Here is a 20,065-nt window from a genome sequence, read left to right as displayed (position 1 = left end):
ATGGCCGACTACTACGAGATCCTCCATACGGTCGGGTTCGAAGAGACCAATCTGGTGGGCAACGTCTACTACGTGAACTACGTGCGCTGGCAGGGCCGGTGCCGCGAGATGTTCCTGAAGGACAAGGCCCCCGCGGTACTCGAAGAGGTCCGCCACGACCTCAAGCTGTTCACGCTCAAGGTGGATTGCGAGTTCTACGCGGAGATCACCGCGTTCGACGAGCTGTCCATCCGGCTGCGGCTGGAAGAGCTGACCCAGACCCAGATCCAGTTCACCTTCGACTACGTCCACCTCACCGACGAGGGGGAACGGCTGGTCGCGCGGGGACGCCAGCGGATCGCGTGCATGCGCGGGCCCAACACGGCGACGGTGCCCAGCCGGGTCCCGGAGCAGCTGCGTGAGGCGCTGGCCCCGTACACGGTCAACGGCAAGGGGGAGTGACGTGGGCGCTGTGGACCCTGCGGTGGGATCTCAGGAACCCGCGCGGCCGGTGCTGAAACGCCTGCCGACGCCCGCGACACGACGCCGGTTGTCCGCGCAGGCCGGACTGCGGGAGGTGATGGGCCAGTTCGCCACCGGGGTCACCGTGCTGACCGCCGGCGGCGAACGGGCCCACGGGATGACCGCCAACGCGGTCACCTCGGTGTCCCTCGAACCGCCGATGGTGCTGTGCTGCGTTTCCCGCGCGGCCCGGATGCACGAGGCGATCGTGACCGCGGGCTCGTACGCGGTCACGGTGCTGGCGTCGGACCAGAAGGACCTGGCGAAGTACTTCGCGGATTGGCGACGGCCCGCCGGGCTCGCGCAATTCGACTCGGTGGACTGGACGGCGGGTCCGCAGACCGGCGCCCCGCTGCTCAACGGCGCGCTGGCGTGGCTGGAATGCGAGCTCGCCGAGGTCTACGAAGGCGGTGACCACTCGATCTTCCTCGGCAAGGTGGTCGCCTCGAGCCGCGGCACCGGCCAGGACTCGCTGGTCTTCTACGGCGGCGGCTACCACCAGATCGACGGCAGGGTCCGTGCATCCGCCTGAGAGAAAGGAATCGTCATGACCATCAACGAATCCGCCACCGTCCGGCCGGACGGGACGCCCGCACCGGCGCCCCGTCCGCCGGTGGTGACCACGATGCCTCGGCTCGGACGGGGGGTGTGCTGGCGCGACATCGCGCGCGAGATCGAACTCGACGAGCTCGAGCGCGAAGCCCGCATGAAGGAGGCGGCGTGACCCTGCAAGGTGATCCGGGCGCTCAGCGCACGGAGGACTCCGAGGTGGTGCCGCTGCCGGAAGACCGGCTGCGGCGCCCGCGGATCCCGAGGGGGAAAGACGGGCAGGTGATCCCGCTCGCCCGCGGCGCCGAACCGGTGCACCCCCCGGAACCGACGATGCCGTTGCTGCGCACCCAGCGCGACGAACTGCGCGAGCACATCGTCGACGGACGGCTCGACGGCGTCCGGCGGCAGCACTCGCTCGGCAAGCACACCGCGCGCGAGCGGCTGGATCTGTTGCTGGATCCCGATTCCTTCACCGAGGTCGAGCTGTACCGGCGGCATCAGGCGAGCGGGCTCGGGCTGGCGGAGAACCGGCCGTACACCGACGGCGTCATCGCGGGTTCGGGCACCATCGACGGCAGGCGCGTGTTCGTCTACGCGCAGGACTTCACCGTCTTCGGCGGTTCGCTCGGCGAGGCGCACGCGGCGAAGATCCACAAGGTGATGGATCTGGCGATCGCCACCGGCTCACCGCTGATCGGGCTCAACGACAGCGGCGGAGCGCGGATCCAGGAAGGCGTCATGGCGCTCAACGGCTACGGCGGCATCTTCCGCCGCCAGGTCGAAGCGTCCGGCGTAATCCCACAGATCAGTGTGGTGCTGGGACCGTGCGCCGGCGGGGCGGCGTATTCGCCCGCGCTGGCGGACTTCGTCTTCATGGTGCGCGATACCGCCCGCATGTACCTGACCGGGCCGGACGTCGTCGAGACCGTGACCGGGGAACGCGTCAGCCACGACGAACTCGGTGGCGCGGACGTGCACGGCGCGTCGTCCGGGGTGGCGACGGTGGTGCACGACGACGAGGAGAGCTGTCTCGCCGACGTCCGCTACCTGGTGTCGCTGCTGCCGTCGAACTACCTGGAACCCGCGCCCGGCGAGCCGTCGCGGGACGCGGGCAAGGACCGGCGGCCCCGGTTCGCCGAACTCGTCCCCGTGGAGCCGAACAAGCCCTACGACATGCGGGACGTGTTCGCCGAACTCACCGACGACGGCGAGTTCTTCGAGCTGCACGAGCGGTGGGCGCAGAACGTGCTGTGCGCGCTCGCGCGGATCGACGGGCGCGTGGTCGGCCTGGTCGGCAACCAGCCGGTGGTGTTCGCCGGCGTCCTCGACGGCCCGGCCTCGCAGAAGGCGGCGCGGTTCGTGCGGTTCTGCGACGCGTTCAGCATCCCGCTGGTGACGCTCGTGGACGTTCCCGGCTTCCTGCCGGGGGTCGAACAGGAGCACTCCGGGATCATCCGGCACGGGGCGCAGTTGCTGCACGCCTACTGTGAGGCGACCGTGCCGCGGATCCAGGTCATCCTGCGCAAGGCCTACGGCGGCGCGTACATCGTGATGGACTCGCGGTCCATCGGGACCGACCTGTCGCTGGCTTGGCCGACCAACCAGATCGCCGTGATGGGCGCCGAGGGCGCGGTCAACGTGCTGTTCCGCAAGGATCTCGCCGCCGCTCCCGACCCGGACGCGTTGCGCGCCCACCTGGTCGCCGAGTACACCGAGGAGTTCATGAACCCGCAGTACGCCGCCGAACGGGGACTCGTCGACGACATCATCGACCCGGCCGACACCCGCTCCGCCGTCGCCAGGGCGCTGGCCATGCTGCAGGACAAGCGGAAGGCGGCGCCCCAGCGCAAGCACGGCAACCACCCGATCTGAACGGGGGAACCATGTCACCGTCCGAAAAGGACAGTGCGCCGGTCTTCCGGGTCCTGCGGGGGGATCCGGAAGACGCCGAACTGGCGGCGCTCGTCGCCGTCTTCACCGCGCTCGCGTCGGCGGCGCCCCCACCCGCCGCTCCTACGCGGTCGGCCTGGTCGCCCCGGACCCCGTCGACCTGGCGCACGTCGATCCTGCGCTGAACCCCGCGGTTCCCTGTCGGCTTGGGCCCGTGAGTGTTCGTGGGCAGGTCAGTGTTGGAGTGAAGGCTCCTTTCGCCGAGTCCGATGCGGTGAAGGGAGCCTTCCGTTGCGCGAACCCGGACTGCCGACGAGAGTCATCAGAGACGGATCACGCGAGTCACGCCCTCGCTCACCTTGGGTTCAGCCACAACGACACCTTTGCCCGGGGCGTCCCGAAAGCCACTTTCGGGACATCAGACGTCCCGAAAGTGGCTTTCGCGACACGGCCGCTCGGCGTCGGACGCGGCGAAGGACGCCTCCATCCCGTCAACCGGCCCCGCTCACGAACACGCCGCCTTTGCCTTAGCCCTCATCGCCACTCACGACCACCTGTACCGACGCGATTCCCCGTCGGCTTGTGAGCGTTCACGCGGCAGCGGCCGTAGCGTCCGTGGACCGGTGCACCTCGGTGTCCCGCCGCGGGGGATAGGTGCTGTGGCGCGTGTGCACGGCGACGTAGAGGACCTCGCCGTCGATCACGGTCTCCAGTCCCGTCCGCTCGTCCGGCGCGAACGGGCCCCCGCAGGCCGCGCAGGTCCGCTGACGATCCGCGGCGCTCATGGCCGGTCCCACTGCTCCGGGACGGCCGGCTCGGACCACGACAGGCCAAGCAGGTCGACGTCCAGCTCGTCGTCGGCGTAGATCTCGTACGGGTCGAGGCGTTCGGTCATGGCGCGCTCCTTGGTTTTCCGGGTACCACAAGAGCACTACCGGTACCCCCTCACCGGCGACTCGTTATTTGCTCATCGGGAGCTCCAGTCACCTTCGAGCGCACCACGATCGGCTTCCGACCGAAGGGGTCCATCCTGGGTTTGTCAAGTGAGCTCTTCATCCCGGCCCAGGAGGAACGTCATGACGGCACAGGTGCGAATTTGGGTCGCGACCGATGATTCCGACCCGCGCGGGAGCGTCGAGAACGAGGACACGGTGTTCGTTCCGGAGCAGAGACGGGCCGTCGAAAACGATTTCGCGGCCGAGCACATCATCCTCGGTTACAACTGAAGAACATGAGCCGCGACCAGCGTGGACAGCACGGACAGAGAAGACCACCGGGTAACCCGCGCGGGAGAATGAAGATCGTCCGCGACCCGGCAAGACCTCGAGGAGGCCTTCGGATGGCTATGCGCCTCCAGCTCACGTCGGGTTTGCAGGTGCTCGAGGAATGGGCGGTGAACGCACCGCAGGCCGATCGCAATGTTATCTACGAAGCCCTCTTCGCGGTAGCCGACGGATCCGCTTTTCTCATCTACGACATTTTCGGAGATGGCCGGGATCCGCATCAGTTCATTATTTTGGTGAAACACGACCTGGTCATCAAAATAGGGCTCCGGCGTACCGATTCCTCGTTCGAGATCGTTTATATCGGCGCACTGGAGCAGGGTACGCCCGCCGCGGCCTGGGCCGAGGACTCCGACAGCTCCTGACCTGGCAAGCGCGTGGGCGAGGGTCCGAAGTCCAGACTTCATACCGCCGAACGGACCAGTGCCGAGACCGGCGATGGCGGCCTTTCGCACCAGTGGATCATGCTTTCCTCATCTTGACATCGTCCACTTGGGCATGAAATTCTTCGGGTGTTTGCGGATTAAGAATTTCTGGCGGGCGAATTGCGGTTATCAAGGTCTGGAGGCGGGAAAGATGTCATCACCCGAATTTCCGGGATTGGACGTTTCCACGCGGGTACGCGCGCGTGACATTCAGATGGCCGGGGTGGCCGACGTCCGGCGCCGGGTGCTGATGATCTCCGGTGCGATCGACACCACCGACCACGACGTTTCGGTCAGTGTCAACCTGCCGGAGCCGGGCCGCTGGCAGGTGATCAAGTCCGAGACCAACCTGACCGACAAGACCTGGGTCGCGATGCAGGTCGTCACCGACGAGGATTCGACCTTCGTCGACGACGCCGAGACCCTCGTGCTCTCCCGTCAGTTCTCGAAGTCCTTCATGACGCCGGACCTGCGCCGCCTCACCTTCTACGACGGTGAAGTCCGGCCCGGCGAGGCCGTGCTGAAGGTGTACTCGCTGGACGCGGGCGGGCGGAAGCCGACCTACTCGTACTCCCGGTACAGCCCGATCGCGACCGACACCGCCGAGAAGTCCCGGCAGACGTTGGACGAGCTGATCAGCAACGGGATGCGGCAGCGCCCCGTGATCGAGCTGATCGTCCCGGTGACCGTGATCGGCTGAGCACGCCGGTGATCACCTTCGTTCCCGCACCCCAGCTGCTCGAATCGCCGCGCGGGCGGGAGTGGCCGGTCCTGCCCGCCACCCGCTCGGCCGCCGCCCCCGAACCGCCGTCCGGCGCCGACGTGGTCATCGTCGGTGCCGGCCCCGCCGGGCTCGCGGTCGCCTCCGCGTTGTGGCATCACGGTGTCCGGGACCTCGTCATCGTCGATCGCGACGGCCGCCCCTGCGGGCGGTTCTTCGACCGCGTCGACCTCCTCGGCCAGCGCGTGCTGCGTTCGCCGTACGAACACCACCCCGGCGTCGAGGGGTACCGCGACTGCGAACTGCTGGACTTCGCCCGGCTGCACTGGTCGGTGCTGACCCCGGTGGAGCGCCGCGAGATCCGCATGGCGCAGGCGGGGCACCGCTCTGTCGTCCCCGTCGACGTCTTCGAGGCATACTGCCGTCATCTGGCCGCGAGCCATCACGTCACCGAACGGACCTGGCGCGGTTCGGTCCGTGAGGTGCTGCCGACGTCGGACGCGGTCACCGTGCGCGCCGACCGGTTCTCCGTCACCGCGCGCCACGCGGTGCTGTGCCTCGGCGAGGAACGCCGGTCCGCCCCGGACGCCTGGTGGGGCGGGGGCTATCCGCCGCGAGACGTGAGCTACTGGGACGAACCCGTTCCCGCCGGTGGAAAACGGCTCGCCGTCGTCGGCGCGGGCCTCACCGCCGCCCATCTGATCTCCAACGGGCTCGCCCAGGGCCGCGAGGTGCACTGGGTGGTCCGCGAAGCGGGCGAGCGCTACCAATGCGCCGACGTCAACTCGTCGTTCTTCCGTCCCGAGGGCCGTGCCCGCTTCGACGGCGTGAGCTGGTCGGACAGGCTCGAACTGATGGGCCGGTTCCGGCGCGCGTCGATCATGTTCGAGTTCCGGCCGATGCTCGAGGCGGCCGAAGCCGAAGGGCGCCTGATCGTGCATCGCGGCAAGGCGATCACGAAGGTGACGCCGGGGGTCGGCCTCCACCTCGAAGACGGTTCGCGCGTCTCCGTGGACCACGTCGTCCTGGCGCTCGGCACGACACCCTCGATCGGCGACGGCCTGATGCCGGACGACGCCGTGCTCGACCAGGGCGGCTGGCCTCGACTGGACGAGCGCACCTTCGCCTACGCCGGCGCGCCCCGGGTCTTCGCCGTCGGCGCGGCCGCGGGGATGGCGCTGGGCCCGGCCGCCCGCAACATCGACGGCCACCGTGTCGCCACCGCGCGGGTCGCGGCCGCCGTCGCCGAGAACCTGCGCCGGGACGCCCCGCTGCGGACAGCCGTGAAGGACGCCGCCCGTGTCTGAGCCCTACGACTCACGGTTCACCCTGCCCTCGATCGACGACGCCCCGGCGACCGAAGCGGGGGTGATCCTGATGGGACTCGACGCCGGACGGCTGCTCGCCGGTGTCGGGCTCGCGCGGATCGCCGACGAGCCCGCGCTGGTCGCCCTCGCCGTGGACCAGGCCCGGCACGACGCGCTCGACCTGGACACCGACGCGCTGATCGAAGCCGGTATCGCCCGCTGGCGCGCGGTCCGCCCGCTGATCGAAGCCGGTCAGGAGATGACGGCGGCCGGTTCCCTGCGGAAAGAATGGGAACACACCACCAAGCGGGTCACCGCCACTGTGACCGGGCTCGGACCGGCGTCGGTGGCCTGCCTCGCGGCGTGCTGGCTGCGCCGCGAAGACATCGACGAGTTCGCCGAACACGGGCGGACGCCGGAAAAGGGGAGTGGCACGCACGATGTCCTATCTCGGGTCTTTGCCGACTGACGCCACCTTGCTGCAGGTCTTCCAGAAGTTCCCCGCCCCGGCGTCGAAGCTGCTGGACTTCCACGAACTCGTCATGCGGGCGCCGTCGGCGTTCGGCCCCGGTGAGCGGGAACTGATCGCGGCCTACGTCTCCGGCGTCAACGATTGCCAGTACTGCCACGGCGTCCACACCATCACCGCGGAGGCTTTCGGCGTGCCGGAGGGGCTTCTGGCGGCCGCGCTGGCCGATCTGGACTCCTCACCCGTGGACGACCGGATGAAGCCCGTGCTGGCCTACGTGGGCAAGCTGACGCGGACGCCGTCCCGGGTGACCGAGGAGGACGCCGCGGCCGTCTTCGCGGCGGGCTGGGACGAGGCGGCGCTGCACGACGCCGTGCTCGTGTGCGCCCTGTTCAACTTCATGAACCGGATGGTCGAGGGACTCGGGATCCGGGCGGACGCCGGTTACGCGAAGACCTCGGGCGTGCGGCTCAAGGAGGGCGGCTACGCCGGTCTGGCGCGGCTGCTCGAGTCCTGACGCGACGGCCGTCCACTCCGGACACTGTCTCCGATGGTGACCGGACTGTCGCGCTCCGCGCCCGGAACCACCTCGCTTGCTCCATCCGGTAGCCGCGCTCGCCGGAGTGGAGCAGTCGAGGAGAACCTTCCGGCGTAGGCGAAAAGCACATCCGTGCGATGATGCCTGGCACTGGTTGCGCACCCACCCCTGGCAGCAGGATTTCCTCATCGAAGGAAACCACTGAAACGCCTGGGAGACATGCGATGCAGAACGCTGTGCTCGACAACGTCCGTTCGCTCTTCGCCGTCAAGGGAATCGACACCGGCGCCGCCGGGGATCAGGTCGACCTGGTGATCGACCGGTTCGACAACTGGACCAACCGGCCGGGTGGTCAGGTTTTCGACTGTTTCACCGGCGCCTGTTGTACGGCTCCGCCCATGGCCGAGGCGAGTTGAGTGCATTCTTGACGGCCGCCTCTCGCATCCGGACGCGAGAGGCGGCCGGTTCGCGTGCCGGATTCCCGGCGGTGACGGCGGAAAGTCACCGACCGGCTACAGGATTTGTGGCCTCATAACGCTTTTGTCGGCGGGCCACCGCGGTGGCCCCGCCGGACTCACCACTCGAACGGTGGAACGCGTTCTGCCCGGGCGTGTTTATCTTGTGGGCACGGGGGCGGTGCGTGGGGGGCGGTGCGATGGTGATCAGGGTTCTGGTGGCCGAAGACATGCACATCGTCAGAGGTGCGCTCGTGGCGCTGCTGCGATTGGAGCCGGACATCGAAGTGGTGTCGGAAGTGGCGTCCGGCGATGAGATCCTCCCCGCCGCGCGGACTTCTCGCGCCCAGGTCGCCATCATCGACATCGATCTCCCCGGCAAGGACGGACTCACCGCGGCGACCGAACTGCACGAGCAGCTTCCCGAGGTCAGGACGCTCATCTTGACCAGCCTCGGCAGACCGGGCACGCTCCGCCGGGCCTTGGCGGCCAAAGTGAACGGCTTCATGCTGAAGGACGCCCCGGCGGAGAAACTCGCCAACGCCGTCCGCGGCGTGGCGGCCGGACGGCGGATGGTCGACGGCGATCTGGCGCTCGCCGCCTGGGACACCGCGGACTGCCCGCTGACCCCGCGCCAGATCGACGTCCTGCGGCTGACCGCGGAAGGCCGCGACACCCTGGAGGTCGCGGCGAAGGCCTTTCTCTCCACCGGAACCGTCCGGAACTACCTGACCACCATCGTTTCGAAGCTCAACGCGCGCAACCGGGTCGACGCGATCCGCATCGCCAAAGAAGCGGGCTGGATCTAAACCGGGACCACGGCGCGCAGCCGGAACCGCCCGTCGGGTTCGACACCGGCGGTCAGTTCGCCGCCGAGCCCGGCGACGCGGTCGGACATGTTCGTGATGCCACTGCCCGGGGCCTCGACCCGCACCGGTTCGTCCGCCCTCGGCGGCCGCCCGTTCTGGACGCCGTCGTTGACGATGTCCAGCGCGACACCGTCGCCGATCCGCCGCACGGCGATCTCACAGCGTTCGACCTTGCTGTGCCGCAACACATTCGTCACGCCCTCGCGCAGCACCACGGCCAGCACCGTGCGCACCGTCGCCGGCACGCCCTCGTGCTCGATCTCCAGCCGCACCTGGACGTCGGCGGCCACCAGTACCGCCTGCGCCGACCGGGACTCCTGATCCAGCGACAGTTCCCGGTAGCCGCTCGCGACCGACCGGACGTCGGCCAGCGCCTGCCGGGTCAGACCGAGGATCTCCAGCAGTTCGTCGGAGGCCCTGTTCGTGTCGATGTCCATGATCCGGCTGGTCAGCTCGCTCTTCAGCGCGATCGCGGACAGGCTCATGCCGAGCAGGTCGTGCAGGTCGCGGGCGAACCGCAGCCGCTCCTCCGCGACCGCGACCTCGGCGAGGCGTTTCCTGGTCTCGCCGAGTTCGGTCACCAGCCGGAGCAGCCAGATGAGGCCGAACACCATCAGCCCGGTGTTCAGGATGGACGCGAAGCTGTAGAAGCCGCCGATGAAGTCGGTGCCGTACCCGATCCGGATCAGCACCACGCCGACGGCGGTCGCGGCGAACGCCGTCCACCCCGCCAGCGGCGGCAGCACCAGCAAGGCGGTGCCGGCGAACAGGCTGGGCAGGCTCACCCAGGCGTGCCCGAGCGGGATCAGCGGCAGGAAGATCAGGCAGGCCTGGACGAACAGCAGCGCGAGACTCTGCCGCGAGCGCAGCCGGACGTTCGGGCGGGCGAAATAGGACAGTTGCAGCGTGATCAGCGCGGTGAGGTAGCCGGCGATGAGCGCGATGTACCAGCCGTCGTCGGTCAGCATGAAGGCCCGGGTCATCGCGGAGAGGCCGAAGAGGATGAAGACCACCGTCAGCGTCCATTGGACGTTCCTGGCGTCGATCACGGACCAGTGGCCCGGCCCCTGATCCAGCGCCGTGTCGGCGGGTTCGACCTGGTCGGGTACCGGGAGTTCGGCGTGCAGCCGCCACTTGCCCGCCGCTTCGGGGCCCGCGCTCAGCGTGCCGCCGTGCCTGGAGACCTCCGCGGTGACCTCACGCAGGCTCTCGGCCGTTTCCTCCGGGACGTCCTCGTGCGCCGTTCCGTCGTGGACGATCTCCAGCGCGACCCGGCCTTCGTTCTCGCGCACGGTGATCGAGCAGTGCTCGACGCCGGTGTAGCGGAGCACGTTCGTCACACCCTCCCGCAGCACCTTCGCCAGCAGGGTGCGCAGCTTCACCGGCAGCTCGACCTGCTCGAGATCGACCCGCACCGCGACGTTCGACGCCGAGAGCAGCGAGACCGCGGTCCGTGATTCCTTGTCGAGCGACAGCTCCCGGTAGCCCCTGGCCACCGATCGCACGTCGGACAGCGTCCGCTGGGCGATCCCGGTGATCTCGGCGAGTTCTTCGCGTGCCCGGTCCAGCGACTTGCGCAGCAGCCGGTGCACCAGTTCGCCCTTGAGCGCGATCGCGGAAAGGCTGAGCCCGAGCAGGTCGTGCAGGTCCCTCGCGAAGGCCAGCCGCTGCTCGGCCACGGCACGCCGAGCCAGTTCGGTCCTGGCCTGGTGCAGTTCGGTCACCAGCCGCGCGAGCCACGTCAGCAAGTACACGACCAGCGCGTAGAAGATCGCGGTGATGCTGTCGAACAGCGCTCCGAGCCAGGTGTCGTCGTAGGCCCACAGGATCCACGTCGTGGCCGCCATGAAGACGGTGAACACCGTCCAGCCCGTCCGCGGCCGGAAAAGCAGCAGCGCGCTACCCGCCGCGAGGGTGGTCAGCGAGGTCAGCGCGGCGTCGAAGTGCAGGGTCGGCAGGTAGGCGAGGCAGGCCTGGACGACCAGCACGCCCTTGGCCAGGCGGGTGTCCAGGCGGACCGCCGGACGGGAGAAGTACAGCAGCTGGATCGCCAGTACGGGCCCGACGTACAGCACCGCCAGCACGCCCTGCCAGAAGTCCACGCCAGGCTGGAGCAGGACCGCGAGGAGACCGAAGAGGCACGAGTTGACGAAGACGACCGTGATGATCAGTCCGGCGAGGAACAGCGCTCGCCGGGGCCGCCGGTCGAGCCCCGCTGGTTCGGCGGTCACCGCGAGCTGGTCCGGCACAGGCACCCCAGTGGTAACAGAAGACGACTCTTTCGGTTGTGCTTCGCCCTCGCGACGGTTGGGTCCGGGCGTCGCACCACCCTCCATTGCGGTATATTCGGATCCTATCCCATGCGTGTTACCCGCATTGGTCGTCGAGGATAAGGGATACCTGTCCGGCAGGTGACGTTTTCCCGCCCGGAGACAGGAAAACCCCGCCACTCACCCTCGCGGGTGTCGGTCGTTCGCACCACGCCGGGACGGGCTCTCGCGGCGCGGCGGCACCGGTGGCCCTAAGCTCTGCGCATGGCCAGGTATTTCGACGTACATCCGGAAAATCCGCAACGGCGCGCGATCGGACAGGTCGTCGACATCCTGCGCGAAGACGGTCTCATCGCGTATCCGACGGACTCCTGCTTCGCCCTCGGCTGCCAGCTGGGGAACAAACAGGGCATCGACCGCATCCGGAGCATCCGCAAGCTGGACGACCGCCACCATTTCACCCTGGTCTGCCAGGATTTCGCCCAACTGGGCCAGTTCGTGCACGTGGACAACGCGGTCTTCCGCGCGGTCAAAGCGTCCACTCCGGGCAGTTACACGTTCATCCTCCCGGCCACGAAGGAGGTTCCGCGCCGTCTGCTGCACGCCAAGAAGAAGACGGTCGGCGTGCGCATCCCGGACCACGTGGTCACACAGGCACTGCTGGGCGAGCTCGGCGAACCGCTGCTGTCGAGCACGCTGCTGCTGCCGGACCAGGAGGAGCCGATGACCCAGGGCTGGGACATCAAGGAGCGGCTCGAGCACGTGGTGGACGCGGTGATCGACTCCGGCGAGTGCGGGGTCGAGCCCACCACGGTCATCGACTTCTCGTCGGGGGAGCCGGAGATCGTCCGGCGTGGCGCCGGCGACACCACCCGCTTCGAATGACGCGATTCGGCACCTGCTCCTGCTAGAGGATCGCAAGCAGATGCCGAATCGCGAGGCCGTCTTCAGTGCGTGACGAGCCCTTCGGCCTTCGAGGGGGCCGAGGGGATGTGGAACAGCCGCGTGAACAGCTCCAGCCGCGCCGGATCGCCCTTGACGGCCACCGCGCCGCAGGTGAGCGCGTTCGCCGCGGCCAGCTCGCCGTTCAGCAGCTTGAGCATGACCGGGCCGCGCGGCTCGATGACGATGTCCGGATCCGGATGCGGGCCCTCGCCCGCCGTCATCGCGCCGTCCTCGACCACCGCGTGGACGATCATCTGGTCGCCGTAATGCAGCTCGAACGAGCACTGGACGCCGCGGGCCGCGTCCGGCTGGAACGTCGTGTACAGCGACAGGATGGCCGCGTCCAGGGTGAACAGGTCGTCCGCCGCCGGGTCGGTGAGCGAACGGGCGCCCCACAGGCCCAGCTGCAGCAGGATCTGGTCGAGGTCGTTGCCGTACTCGGTCAGCTCGTAGACCACCCCGGCGTCGAGCTGCGAGAGCACCCGGCGCTGGACGACGCCGTGCCGTTCGAGTTCGTTGAGCCGGGTCGAAAGGATGCTCGTCGGGATCTTCGGCAGGCCCTGCTGAAGCTCGTCGTAGCGCTTCGGGCCGAGCACGAGGTCGCGGATCACGAGCATGGACCAGCGTTCCCCGATGATCTCGAGCGCGCGGGCGAGGCCGCAGAACTGGCCGTAGGTGCGAGCGGTCATGCTTGACTCCTCAACTTCCTGGATCTCTGGTGACGGGGTGGTTCTCGTTCGCCGGAACGGCGATCAGCGGATCGGGTGTCTCTCGGAGAGCAGTTCGCGGTGCAGCTCTCGCAGTTCGGCGCAGGGTTCCACCCCCAGTTCCTCGTCGAGCCGCGTCCGCAGCCGCTGGTAGGCCGCCAGCGCGTCGCTGCGGCGGCCGCTCAGCCCCAGCGCGCGGATCAACTGGCCGTGGAGGGTCTCGTCGAGCGGGTCCGCGGTGGTCAGCGACCGCAGCACGCCGAGCATCTCCCGGTGCTGACCGGCGAGGATCTCGGCTTCGATCCACAGGTCACGGGCGTTGCGGCGGTGCTCCAGCAGATAGACGGTGTAGGCCGCCAGAGTCGGTCCACAGTGGATGTTGGCCAGCGGGGGACCGGACCACAGGTCCAGCGCGGTACGGAACGCGCGGGCGGCCGCCGCGTGGTCGCCTCCGGTCAGCAGGTCGCGGCCGAGGCGGTGCAGCCGGGCGAACTCCGACACGTCGACCACGGCCGGATCGATCTCCAGCCGGTAGCCGGGCGCGCTGGTGACCAGCAGACCTTCCCCGCGGTCACCGTCGGGGTCGAGGTGACGGCGGAGGTGGTGGACATAGGTGTGCAGGGTCCGGCGGACGCTGCGCGGGGGCGCGTCGTTCCAGAGCTCGTGGACCAGCGAGTCGACGCGGACCGTCTTGCCGGGACGGATGAGCAGCATCGCCAGCAGTTGCAGGAGCTTCGGTGTGGTGGGTGCCCGATCGACCCCGCCGGCGTGCAGTTCGACCGGGCCGAGGAGTCGCGCGCGCACCGCGTCCGGCACCCGGTGCCCGGCGGTCGTGTCTCCCGGTTCGATGGTCATCGCGTGCATCCCCTGCCTCTTCGGCGGACTCCCCCTCTGCGACAGTGACAGAGGCGGAACCCACGGAACAGTGCCGGAGACACCCAGCGGACCTAGATTTCTTCGTTGCCCCACATGCGATCGTCACGACCTGGAGCGCGGAACCGGTTATGGCAGAACAGAAGACGCGCGAGCGGGTCAGAGCCAGTCGGAATCGGTGGCGATCCGGATGGCGTCGACCCGGTTGCGGGCGTTGAGTTTCGTGACCACCGTGGCGAGATAGTTCCGTACGGTTCCCGGTGACAGGAACAGTTCCGCCGCGATGTCGGCGACCGTGCGCCCGTTCGCGGCCAGCCGGAGGATCTCGACCTCGCGCGGCGTCAGCGGGCAATCTTCCGTTTCCCAGGCCGACAACGCGAGTTCGCTGTCGATGACACGGCGGCCGATGGCGACCGAGCGGACGGCGTTGGCGAGTTTGTCGGCGGGCGCGTCCTTGAGCAGGAAGCCGTTGACCTTCGCGTCGAGCGCGCGGCGCACGGTACCCGGGCGGCCGAGCGAGGTGAGGATCAGCGTGCGGACGCTCGGCAGTTGGTGGTAGAGCTCGGAAGCGGCGGCGAGGCCGTCCTTGGCGGGCAGGTCGATGTCGATGATCGCGACGTCCGGGAGGTACTCCTCGGCCGCCGGGAGGATCTTGTCGCCGGAGCAGACCTCCGCGACGACCTCGATGTCCTGTTCGAGGTTCAGCAGTGCGACCAAGGCGCCGCGGACCATGTGCATATCCTCGGCCAACAGGACTCGGATCACTCCGACCTCCTCTATCCCCCAAAGGTGATAACTCTCAGTGTACATAGCAAGCCCGGAAGAGTGAATCTAAATCGCACGATCTGAGTTCCACCGTTTTCCGGCCGCCTCCCGGAGCGATCAGGACCCTGATGAGCTGCGACGATGCCGAAGGTTCGCAGATGCTGAAAATGCTACCGATCGATTACCGAGTGTCAGGATAATAGGCGGCAAAATGCCGTCAAAAGTGCCTTGCATTACCCGCTGAGTACGTTCCAAACCGGTGAATTCGCTCGGCGAACGGGTGAATTCGCCATTGTCAATGACGTCGGCTGGACTGTTCGGCGGTATCGGCCGTCACGTCGTGCGAACCCCTCGACCGGCCGTCGAGCGGGCGGCGATCGGGGCGTGGTCTCCTCGGCAAGAGCCGAGTTCGCGCGCGAAGCCGACACTATCCACAAAGGACGTATGATGAGCTCATTGCTGGGTGCCCTACGCAAGGTCTTGTTCGCGCCCTCGCTGGCTTCGGTCGGCTTCGAGGGACGAGGCTTCGGGATCCCGCCGACTCCGGCGACCGCCCGGCTGGAGTCGATCCCGCAGGCGGTGGTGTGCGGGTTCGAGTGGGGGATCGAAGCTCCGGCGCTGTGGGAGGCCGAGCGGCGGCTGGACATGGTCGAGCCGGAGATGCGAGGGTTCGCCTACGAGGGCGCGGCGATGGCGTTCACCATCCTCGACGTCATGCCCGGCGGGCGGAAGGACCGTACGGCCGAGCTGATGAGCGGCCCCGGTCTCCCGCATGTCTTCTTGACCTACATCGGCATCGGTTTCGCGATGGCCCGGCTGCCCCGGCCGCTGTGGAACAAGGTGCTGCCGGATCTCGACGGCGTCCCGTTCCACCCGACGATGAGCTGGCTGGCCGTCGACGGCTACGCCTTCGACCGCGCCTACTTCGACACGCGCAAGTGGGTCGACGAGCAGTTCGTCCCCAAGCCGTACCCCTGGGCAGGCGCGCCCGCGTACTTCCCGCGCGCCTGCGACCAGGGCATCGGGCGGGCACTGTGGTTCATCAACGGCGCCGACCCGGTGAAGGTCGCCGCGGCGGTCGACCGATTCCCGGCCGAACGCCGGCCGGACCTGTGGAGCGGGGTCGGGCTGGCGGCGACCTTCGCGGGTGGCTGCGATCAGCCGGGGCTGATCAGGCTGCGCGAGGCGGCGGGGGAGCACCAGGACCATCTCGGCCTCGGTGTCGTGTTCGCGGTGAAGGCGAGGACGTTCTCCTCGTTCGTCCCGCCGCACACGCGCCGCGCCGCGCGGGCACTCGCCGGGCTGAGCATCGAGGAGGCCGTCGACCTGGCCGACTCGACCGAGGTCGTCGAGAACGCCTCGGACGGGACGCCCGCTTACGAACTCTGGCGGCGGAACATCCGCGAGGGTTTCGCCCCGTCGGCGGGCCGCCTGTCCGCGTAGACAGCGAGAAAGGGGCCTTCGAGACGGATCGCGTCTCGAAGGCCCCTTTCGGCGACCGGGTCAGGCCGCGTGCTTGAACGGTTCGGGCCGGTATCGCAGATCGGGCAGCGCGAGCAGGACCGGCGGGTCGAACAGGCGCTTGGGCCGCACCCGCAGGTCGGCCAGCCGCGCGGTGACGCCCGGTTCGACGGTGATCGGGCCGTGATAGCCGGTGTACCCGGTGCCCCGGCGGGTGAGCGGCCCGGTCACGCAGTGCGCGATGAGGTGCCAGGTGCCTTCCGGGACATCGGTCAGCTGGTAGGGGCCGGGGACGTCGATGACCGTGTAGCACACGGGCGCGCCCTCGGGGATGCGCGTCGGGAAGAGGCCGGCGAAGACGAGGCCGGGCGAGATCTCCGGCGGCGCCGAAACGAAACCGCGGACGGTCGCCTGCTTCGCGCCGGGAAGGGGGGCGCCTGCCAGCCGGTGCTGGAAACCGCGCTGCTGGCGGTACGCGGAGGGGGAGAGGCCGACGCGGCTGCTGAACCGCGTGCTGAAGGTGCCGACGCTGTTGTAGCCCACTCGGTGGCTGATGTCGGCGACCGTGATCGAGGTCGCCAGCAGCAGGCGTTTGGCTTCGTCGAGCCGCAGCGCGGACAGGAACCGGCCGGGCGAGACGCCGGTGGCCTGCTGGAACACCCTGGTGAAATGGAATTTGCTGAACGTGGCGGCGCGGGCGATGTCGTCGATAGTGAGCTCTTCGCCCAGTTTCTCGTTCATGGCCCCAATGGCTCGCTCCACGGCTCGCCGGACAGTCTCATCCATTGTACCGTCCTTTCGCTCGGGAAATTCTGGCGTGCTTTGCTGTTTCGACAGTAGTGTTCGCCGCCACTTCTCCTGAAGTGCTTGATTCACCGCCGGATATGGATTCATGTGTGCGGCGACGTGAAAATTTCACGGTGACCGCGGACAGCCGGGAGCACGGCCGGGCATGCGAAAACCACATGTCGCCGATGGTGCCGACACTGGATCTCCACGGCCGATGGCCGCAAAATTCCTGGTAGCGCATTCACGCCGGAACCACCCCGGCCGTGTTGGCGCGGTCCGAAGAACCTATTCCCGCGGCAACACAGAACCGGCCCTTGACCGCGTCCCCCCGCGGCGGTCAAGGGTCGGTTTCCATTTCGCGGGACGGGTGTGTGAGGATAGTATTGTCGGCTCGTGGGGCGAGACGCAGGCGAAAGGCAGATGGGGTCGATGATCAAGGTCCTGGTCGCGGAGGACATGCACATTGTCCGTGGGGCCCTGGTCGCGCTGCTCGGACTGGAAGCCGACATCGAGGTCGTCGCCGAATGCGCCAGCGGTGACGAGATCCTCCCGCTCGCCAAGTCCTCGCGCCCCGACATCGCGCTCATCGACATCGACCTGCCTGGCAAGGACGGGCTCACCGCGGCCGCCGAACTGCACGAACAACTGCCCGGGGTGCGCACGCTGATCCTCACCTCGCTCGGCAGCCCCGGCACCCTCCGGCGGGCGCTGGCCGCGAAGGTCAACGGCTTCCTGCGCAAGGACGCGCCCGCCGACAGGCTGGCCAACGCGGTCCGCGGGGTCGCCGCCGGACGGCGCGTCGTCGACGGCGATCTGGCGCTCGCCGCGTGGGACAGCGAGGAGTGCCCGCTCACCGCGCGGGAGATCGAGGTGCTCCGGATGGCGTCGGTCGGCTCCGAGCCGACCGAGATCGCGTCCGAGCTGTTCCTGTCCGCCGGGACCGTGCGGAACTACCTGACGACGATCGTGTCGAAGCTCAGCGCCCGCAACCGGGTCGACGCGGTGCGGATCGCGCGGGAGTCCGGCTGGCTGTGACGCCCGCCCGGTTCACCGGGTCGGGACGCTCATCGTGGCGAGGGCGAGATCCGCGGCGAACTCGCCCGGGGACGCCGCCTCCGCGAGCAAGCGGCGTTGCCGGGCCGCACCGGTCCCGTGCTCGAACAGCGAGTTCAACCCCCGTTCGACGTCGTCGAGGTCACCGGCGTCCCTGAGCGCCGGCCGGACGAAGTCGACGAGCTCGCCGAGAAGGTCGCGCTGATCGGCCTCCCTGCCGGTGAAGACGTCGATGCCCGGCCCGTCGAGGCCCCGGCGCGCGGCGGCCGTCAGCGCCGAGCCGATGCGGGCGCTGCGGGCTCGCGGAACCTCGGTCGTCCCGGCGCAGGTCACGACCAGCCCCCGCACCAGCGCCGCGAGGAGCACGGCGTCGTCGACGGCCAGGCAGACGTCGGCGATCCGCACCTCGACCGTGGGGTAACTGGGGGAAAGCCGGGCGTAGAAGTACACGCCCGCCAGATCGAGCGCGGCGCCGCGCCTCAGGGCCTCCCCGATGCTCTGGTCGTATGCGGCCGCACCGGGCCATTCATCGGGCGGTCTCGCCGTCGGCCACCGGTCCCAGAGCGGGAAGCGCCTGCTCGACCAGCCCGAATCGGTGCCGTTCTCGACCGGGGAGTTGACACTGAGCGCCAGCAACGGGCCGAGCCACGGCCGCAGTCCGGCGAGGACCCGCGCGCCGAGATCCCGCGACGGCAAGCCGACGTGCACGTGGCAGGCGCACGTCCCCGCGTCGTCGATCAGCTCGGGGAACGCCTCGGCCATCCGCCGGTAGCGGGGTTCGGGCGTGATCGCGTCTTCCCGCAGGCCACAGGGCGGGATCCCCGCCGCCACCATCAGGCAGCCGTCGGCCTCCGCCGCCTTCGCGACGATCTGCCGCAGCCGGCTCAGTTCGGAGCGCACCTCGTCGAGGCTCCGGCAGATCCCGGTCGCGGTCTCGATCTGGAACCGCATCAGCTCACCGGTGACGTCCGGCTCGGGGGCGAGGTGCTCGAGAAGATCCGGCGCGCGCAACGCGACCGAACCGTCCAGCGGGTCGAGCAGGACGAATTCTTCTTCCACGCCAAGGGTGAAGTTCGTGCCGTCAACCGCCATGACGCTCCGTCTCTGGTGATTTTCGCCGACACCAATGAATCTCCCCCTTCCGGCGCGGCGAGGAAAGGGCCGGTGTGCTGAACTTCGTTGCGGCGAAGGTGATTCGTGCCTCACGGACGGTCTAGGCTGATTTCATGATCGAGTTGTATCCACCCGTCGAGCCCTATGACAAAGGACTGCTCGATGTAGGTGACGGCCACGCCGTCTACTGGGAGACCTGCGGGAACCCGGCCGGGAAGCCGGCGGTCGTGCTCCACGGCGGACCCGGACAGGGGTGCACGCCGGGGATGCGGCGGATGTTCGACCCGGCCCGCTACCGCGCGGTGCTGTTCGACCAGCGCGGCTGCGGCCGCAGCACCCCGCACGCGAGCGACCCGGCGACCGACCTGCGGTACAACACGACGGACCATCTCGTCGCCGACATGGAACGGTTACGGGAACACCTGGGCGTCGAACGCTGGCTCGTCACCGGCGGCTCGTGGGGCACGACGCTCGCGCTCGCCTACGCCGAACGGTTTCCGGAGCGGGTCACGGAGATCGTCGTCAGCGCCATCAGCACGACACGGCCCACCGAGATCGACTGGTTGTATCGCGGCGTCGGCCGGTTCTTCCCCGAAGAATGGGCCCGCTTCCGCGGCGATCTCTCCGGAGATCTGGTCGCCGCCTACGCGCGGCTCATGGAAGATCCCGATCCGGCCGTACGGACCGAGGCCGCCCGTTCATGGTGTATCTGGGAGGACACCGTGCTGTCCCTGGAACCCGGCGCGACCGTCCACAATGGTCCGATCGGCGAATGGGAGCTCGCGTTCGCTCGCCTCGTCACGCACTACTACTCCCATGCGGCCTGGCTGGAACCCGGCGCGCTGATCCGCGACGCCGGTCTGTTGCGGGAGATCCCCGGCGTGCTGATCCACGGGCGCCGGGACCTGAGCTGCCCGGTGGACACGGCCTGGGAACTCGCCCGAGCCTGGCCCGGAGCGGAGCTGCTGATCGACGACGGTTCGGGGCACCGGTCGAGCGACGTGAAACGGGCCTGGAAGCTGGAGGCGCTGGACCGCTTCTGCTCACGCGAGTCGTGAGTGGCGCCGGAGCGATCGGGC

Annotated in this window: 24 protein-coding genes; 17 read left to right on the top strand and 7 right to left on the bottom strand. The window is 68.7% G+C overall.

All coding sequences use genetic code 11. The features are described from left to right. The 5 genes from ACZ5IK_RS38520 (at position 1) to ACZ5IK_RS38500 (ending at position 3,128) form a co-directional block, all read left to right on the top strand. Positions 1-441 (top strand): acyl-CoA thioesterase, encoded by a 441-nt coding sequence (locus tag ACZ5IK_RS38520; RefSeq protein WP_101605876.1) that lies wholly within the window; start codon positions 1-3, stop codon positions 439-441. A 22-nt stretch (positions 442-463) separates the two neighbouring features. Next, positions 464-1,033 (top strand): flavin reductase family protein, encoded by a 570-nt coding sequence (locus tag ACZ5IK_RS38515; protein ID WP_410665823.1) that lies wholly within the window; start codon positions 464-466, stop codon positions 1,031-1,033. A gap of 15 nt (positions 1,034-1,048) precedes the next feature. Then, positions 1,049-1,225, top strand: coding sequence for a DUF6222 family protein (locus tag ACZ5IK_RS38510; RefSeq protein WP_465492178.1), 177 nt, complete (start codon positions 1,049-1,051; stop codon positions 1,223-1,225). 158 nt (positions 1,226-1,383) lie between these two features. Next, a complete protein-coding gene (locus ACZ5IK_RS38505) occupies positions 1,384-2,925 on the top strand; it encodes an acyl-CoA carboxylase subunit beta (protein WP_410665902.1) in 1,542 nt (513 codons plus the stop codon). 11 nt (positions 2,926-2,936) lie between these two features. Further along, positions 2,937-3,128 carry an acyl-CoA carboxylase subunit epsilon gene (locus ACZ5IK_RS38500; protein WP_465492177.1) on the top strand — a complete coding sequence of 64 codons (192 nt, stop codon included), beginning with the start codon at positions 2,937-2,939 and terminating at the stop codon, positions 3,126-3,128. Between the two features lie 405 nt (positions 3,129-3,533). On the opposite strand, the gene ACZ5IK_RS38495 is transcribed toward ACZ5IK_RS38500, so the two are convergent. Beyond that, positions 3,534-3,728 carry a hypothetical protein gene (locus ACZ5IK_RS38495; protein ID WP_465492176.1) on the bottom strand — a complete coding sequence of 65 codons (195 nt, stop codon included), beginning with the start codon at positions 3,726-3,728 and terminating at the stop codon, positions 3,534-3,536. A gap of 291 nt (positions 3,729-4,019) precedes the next feature. Here ACZ5IK_RS38495 and ACZ5IK_RS38490 point away from each other — a divergent pair, with 291 nt between their 5' ends. From ACZ5IK_RS38490 to ACZ5IK_RS38455, 8 genes are all read left to right on the top strand, one after another. Beyond that, on the top strand, positions 4,020-4,169 hold the full coding sequence (locus tag ACZ5IK_RS38490; RefSeq protein WP_168214240.1) for a hypothetical protein: 150 nt from the start codon (positions 4,020-4,022) through the stop codon (positions 4,167-4,169). Between the two features lie 113 nt (positions 4,170-4,282). Continuing rightward, complete coding sequence (locus tag ACZ5IK_RS38485) at positions 4,283-4,591, top strand: DUF6235 family protein (RefSeq protein WP_465492175.1); 309 nt, start codon at positions 4,283-4,285, stop codon at positions 4,589-4,591. Between the two features lie 274 nt (positions 4,592-4,865). Then, positions 4,866-5,351 (top strand): DUF6423 family protein, encoded by a 486-nt coding sequence (locus ACZ5IK_RS38480; protein WP_465492200.1) that lies wholly within the window; start codon positions 4,866-4,868, stop codon positions 5,349-5,351. Positions 5,352-5,359: 8 nt separating this feature from the next. Next, positions 5,360-6,679, top strand: a complete 1,320-nt coding sequence (locus ACZ5IK_RS38475; RefSeq protein WP_465492174.1) for an FAD-dependent oxidoreductase — start codon at positions 5,360-5,362, stop codon at positions 6,677-6,679. Further along, positions 6,672-7,148, top strand: coding sequence for a DUF6187 family protein (locus tag ACZ5IK_RS38470; RefSeq protein ID WP_465492173.1), 477 nt, complete (start codon positions 6,672-6,674; stop codon positions 7,146-7,148). The genes ACZ5IK_RS38475 and ACZ5IK_RS38470 overlap by 8 nt, the downstream gene beginning before the upstream one ends. Then, entirely contained in the window at positions 7,120-7,665 is a 546-nt protein-coding gene (locus ACZ5IK_RS38465) for a carboxymuconolactone decarboxylase family protein (RefSeq protein ID WP_465492172.1), read from the top strand. Before ACZ5IK_RS38470 ends, ACZ5IK_RS38465 begins: the two co-directional genes overlap by 29 nt. Before the next feature lie 245 nt (positions 7,666-7,910). After that, positions 7,911-8,102 carry a hypothetical protein gene (locus ACZ5IK_RS38460; protein WP_465492171.1) on the top strand — a complete coding sequence of 64 codons (192 nt, stop codon included), beginning with the start codon at positions 7,911-7,913 and terminating at the stop codon, positions 8,100-8,102. Positions 8,103-8,341: 239 nt separating this feature from the next. Next, positions 8,342-8,950 carry a response regulator transcription factor gene (locus tag ACZ5IK_RS38455; RefSeq protein ID WP_410604095.1) on the top strand — a complete coding sequence of 203 codons (609 nt, stop codon included), beginning with the start codon at positions 8,342-8,344 and terminating at the stop codon, positions 8,948-8,950. Here the strand turns inward: ACZ5IK_RS38455 and ACZ5IK_RS38450 are convergent. Then, positions 8,947-11,259, bottom strand: a complete 2,313-nt coding sequence (locus tag ACZ5IK_RS38450) for a sensor histidine kinase (RefSeq protein WP_465492170.1) — start codon at positions 11,257-11,259, stop codon at positions 8,947-8,949. The genes ACZ5IK_RS38455 and ACZ5IK_RS38450 overlap by 4 nt on opposite strands. A 285-nt stretch (positions 11,260-11,544) precedes the next feature. Between ACZ5IK_RS38450 and ACZ5IK_RS38445 the strand changes: the two genes are divergently transcribed. After that, positions 11,545-12,165 carry an L-threonylcarbamoyladenylate synthase gene (locus tag ACZ5IK_RS38445; RefSeq protein WP_101605888.1) on the top strand — a complete coding sequence of 207 codons (621 nt, stop codon included), beginning with the start codon at positions 11,545-11,547 and terminating at the stop codon, positions 12,163-12,165. Positions 12,166-12,227: 62 nt separating this feature from the next. Here the strand turns inward: ACZ5IK_RS38445 and ACZ5IK_RS38440 are convergent, their stop codons facing one another. From ACZ5IK_RS38440 to ACZ5IK_RS38430, 3 genes are all read right to left on the bottom strand, one after another. Next, on the bottom strand, positions 12,228-12,914 hold the full coding sequence (locus tag ACZ5IK_RS38440; protein WP_410604097.1) for a winged helix-turn-helix transcriptional regulator: 687 nt from the start codon (positions 12,912-12,914) through the stop codon (positions 12,228-12,230). A 63-nt stretch (positions 12,915-12,977) separates the two neighbouring features. Next, positions 12,978-13,796, bottom strand: a complete 819-nt coding sequence (locus tag ACZ5IK_RS38435; protein ID WP_465492169.1) for an AfsR/SARP family transcriptional regulator — start codon at positions 13,794-13,796, stop codon at positions 12,978-12,980. A 168-nt stretch (positions 13,797-13,964) separates the two neighbouring features. Next, positions 13,965-14,570, bottom strand: coding sequence for a response regulator transcription factor (locus ACZ5IK_RS38430; protein ID WP_465492168.1), 606 nt, complete (start codon positions 14,568-14,570; stop codon positions 13,965-13,967). A gap of 447 nt (positions 14,571-15,017) precedes the next feature. Between ACZ5IK_RS38430 and ACZ5IK_RS38425 the strand changes: the two genes are divergently transcribed. Next, entirely contained in the window at positions 15,018-16,013 is a 996-nt protein-coding gene (locus ACZ5IK_RS38425; protein WP_465492167.1) for a DUF1702 family protein, read from the top strand. Between the two features lie 60 nt (positions 16,014-16,073). Here ACZ5IK_RS38425 and ACZ5IK_RS38420 read toward each other — a convergent pair whose 3' ends face one another. Next, the gene (locus ACZ5IK_RS38420) at positions 16,074-16,772 is read right to left on the bottom strand and encodes an AraC family transcriptional regulator (RefSeq protein WP_465492166.1); all 699 of its coding nucleotides are present in this window, start codon (positions 16,770-16,772) and stop codon (positions 16,074-16,076) included. A gap of 477 nt (positions 16,773-17,249) precedes the next feature. Here ACZ5IK_RS38420 and ACZ5IK_RS38415 point away from each other — a divergent pair, with 477 nt between their 5' ends. Further along, positions 17,250-17,855 (top strand): response regulator transcription factor, encoded by a 606-nt coding sequence (locus ACZ5IK_RS38415; protein WP_465492199.1) that lies wholly within the window; start codon positions 17,250-17,252, stop codon positions 17,853-17,855. Positions 17,856-17,867: 12 nt separating this feature from the next. Here ACZ5IK_RS38415 and ACZ5IK_RS38410 read toward each other — a convergent pair whose 3' ends face one another. Then, the gene (locus ACZ5IK_RS38410) at positions 17,868-18,965 is read right to left on the bottom strand and encodes a carboxylate-amine ligase (protein ID WP_465492165.1); all 1,098 of its coding nucleotides are present in this window, start codon (positions 18,963-18,965) and stop codon (positions 17,868-17,870) included. Between the two features lie 134 nt (positions 18,966-19,099). Between ACZ5IK_RS38410 and pip the strand changes: the two genes are divergently transcribed. Further along, entirely contained in the window at positions 19,100-20,044 is a 945-nt protein-coding gene (pip, locus tag ACZ5IK_RS38405; RefSeq protein ID WP_465492164.1) for a prolyl aminopeptidase, read from the top strand. The last annotated feature ends 21 nt before the right edge of the window (positions 20,045-20,065 follow it).

The sequence above is a fragment of the Amycolatopsis sp. NPDC031561 genome, from assembly GCF_055580625.1.
This window is presented reverse-complemented; position numbering and strand designations above follow the sequence as displayed.

What these genes read in the sequence shown, in the direction of transcription:
- ACZ5IK_RS38520 (WP_101605876.1), top strand. Translation starts at nt 1, where the DNA reads ATGGCCGACTACTACGAGATCCTCCATACGGTCGGGTTCGAAGAGACC.
- ACZ5IK_RS38510 (WP_465492178.1), top strand. Translation starts at nt 1,049, where the DNA reads ATGACCATCAACGAATCCGCCACCGTCCGGCCGGACGGGACGCCCGCA.
- ACZ5IK_RS38505 (WP_410665902.1), top strand. Translation starts at nt 1,384, where the DNA reads ATGCCGTTGCTGCGCACCCAGCGCGACGAACTGCGCGAGCACATCGTC.
- ACZ5IK_RS38500 (WP_465492177.1), top strand. Translation starts at nt 2,937, where the DNA reads ATGTCACCGTCCGAAAAGGACAGTGCGCCGGTCTTCCGGGTCCTGCGG.
- ACZ5IK_RS38495 (WP_465492176.1), bottom strand. Translation starts at nt 3,728, where the DNA reads ATGAGCGCCGCGGATCGTCAGCGGACCTGCGCGGCCTGCGGGGGCCCG.
- ACZ5IK_RS38490 (WP_168214240.1), top strand. Translation starts at nt 4,020, where the DNA reads ATGACGGCACAGGTGCGAATTTGGGTCGCGACCGATGATTCCGACCCG.
- ACZ5IK_RS38485 (WP_465492175.1), top strand. Translation starts at nt 4,283, where the DNA reads ATGGCTATGCGCCTCCAGCTCACGTCGGGTTTGCAGGTGCTCGAGGAA.
- ACZ5IK_RS38480 (WP_465492200.1), top strand. Translation starts at nt 4,866, where the DNA reads ATGGCCGGGGTGGCCGACGTCCGGCGCCGGGTGCTGATGATCTCCGGT.
- ACZ5IK_RS38465 (WP_465492172.1), top strand. Translation starts at nt 7,120, where the DNA reads ATGTCCTATCTCGGGTCTTTGCCGACTGACGCCACCTTGCTGCAGGTC.
- ACZ5IK_RS38460 (WP_465492171.1), top strand. Translation starts at nt 7,911, where the DNA reads ATGCAGAACGCTGTGCTCGACAACGTCCGTTCGCTCTTCGCCGTCAAG.
- ACZ5IK_RS38455 (WP_410604095.1), top strand. Translation starts at nt 8,342, where the DNA reads ATGGTGATCAGGGTTCTGGTGGCCGAAGACATGCACATCGTCAGAGGT.
- ACZ5IK_RS38445 (WP_101605888.1), top strand. Translation starts at nt 11,545, where the DNA reads ATGGCCAGGTATTTCGACGTACATCCGGAAAATCCGCAACGGCGCGCG.
- ACZ5IK_RS38440 (WP_410604097.1), bottom strand. Translation starts at nt 12,914, where the DNA reads ATGACCGCTCGCACCTACGGCCAGTTCTGCGGCCTCGCCCGCGCGCTC.
- ACZ5IK_RS38435 (WP_465492169.1), bottom strand. Translation starts at nt 13,796, where the DNA reads ATGCACGCGATGACCATCGAACCGGGAGACACGACCGCCGGGCACCGG.
- ACZ5IK_RS38425 (WP_465492167.1), top strand. Translation starts at nt 15,018, where the DNA reads ATGAGCTCATTGCTGGGTGCCCTACGCAAGGTCTTGTTCGCGCCCTCG.
- ACZ5IK_RS38420 (WP_465492166.1), bottom strand. Translation starts at nt 16,772, where the DNA reads ATGAACGAGAAACTGGGCGAAGAGCTCACTATCGACGACATCGCCCGC.
- ACZ5IK_RS38415 (WP_465492199.1), top strand. Translation starts at nt 17,250, where the DNA reads ATGATCAAGGTCCTGGTCGCGGAGGACATGCACATTGTCCGTGGGGCC.
- ACZ5IK_RS38410 (WP_465492165.1), bottom strand. Translation starts at nt 18,965, where the DNA reads ATGGCGGTTGACGGCACGAACTTCACCCTTGGCGTGGAAGAAGAATTC.
- pip (WP_465492164.1), top strand. Translation starts at nt 19,100, where the DNA reads ATGATCGAGTTGTATCCACCCGTCGAGCCCTATGACAAAGGACTGCTC.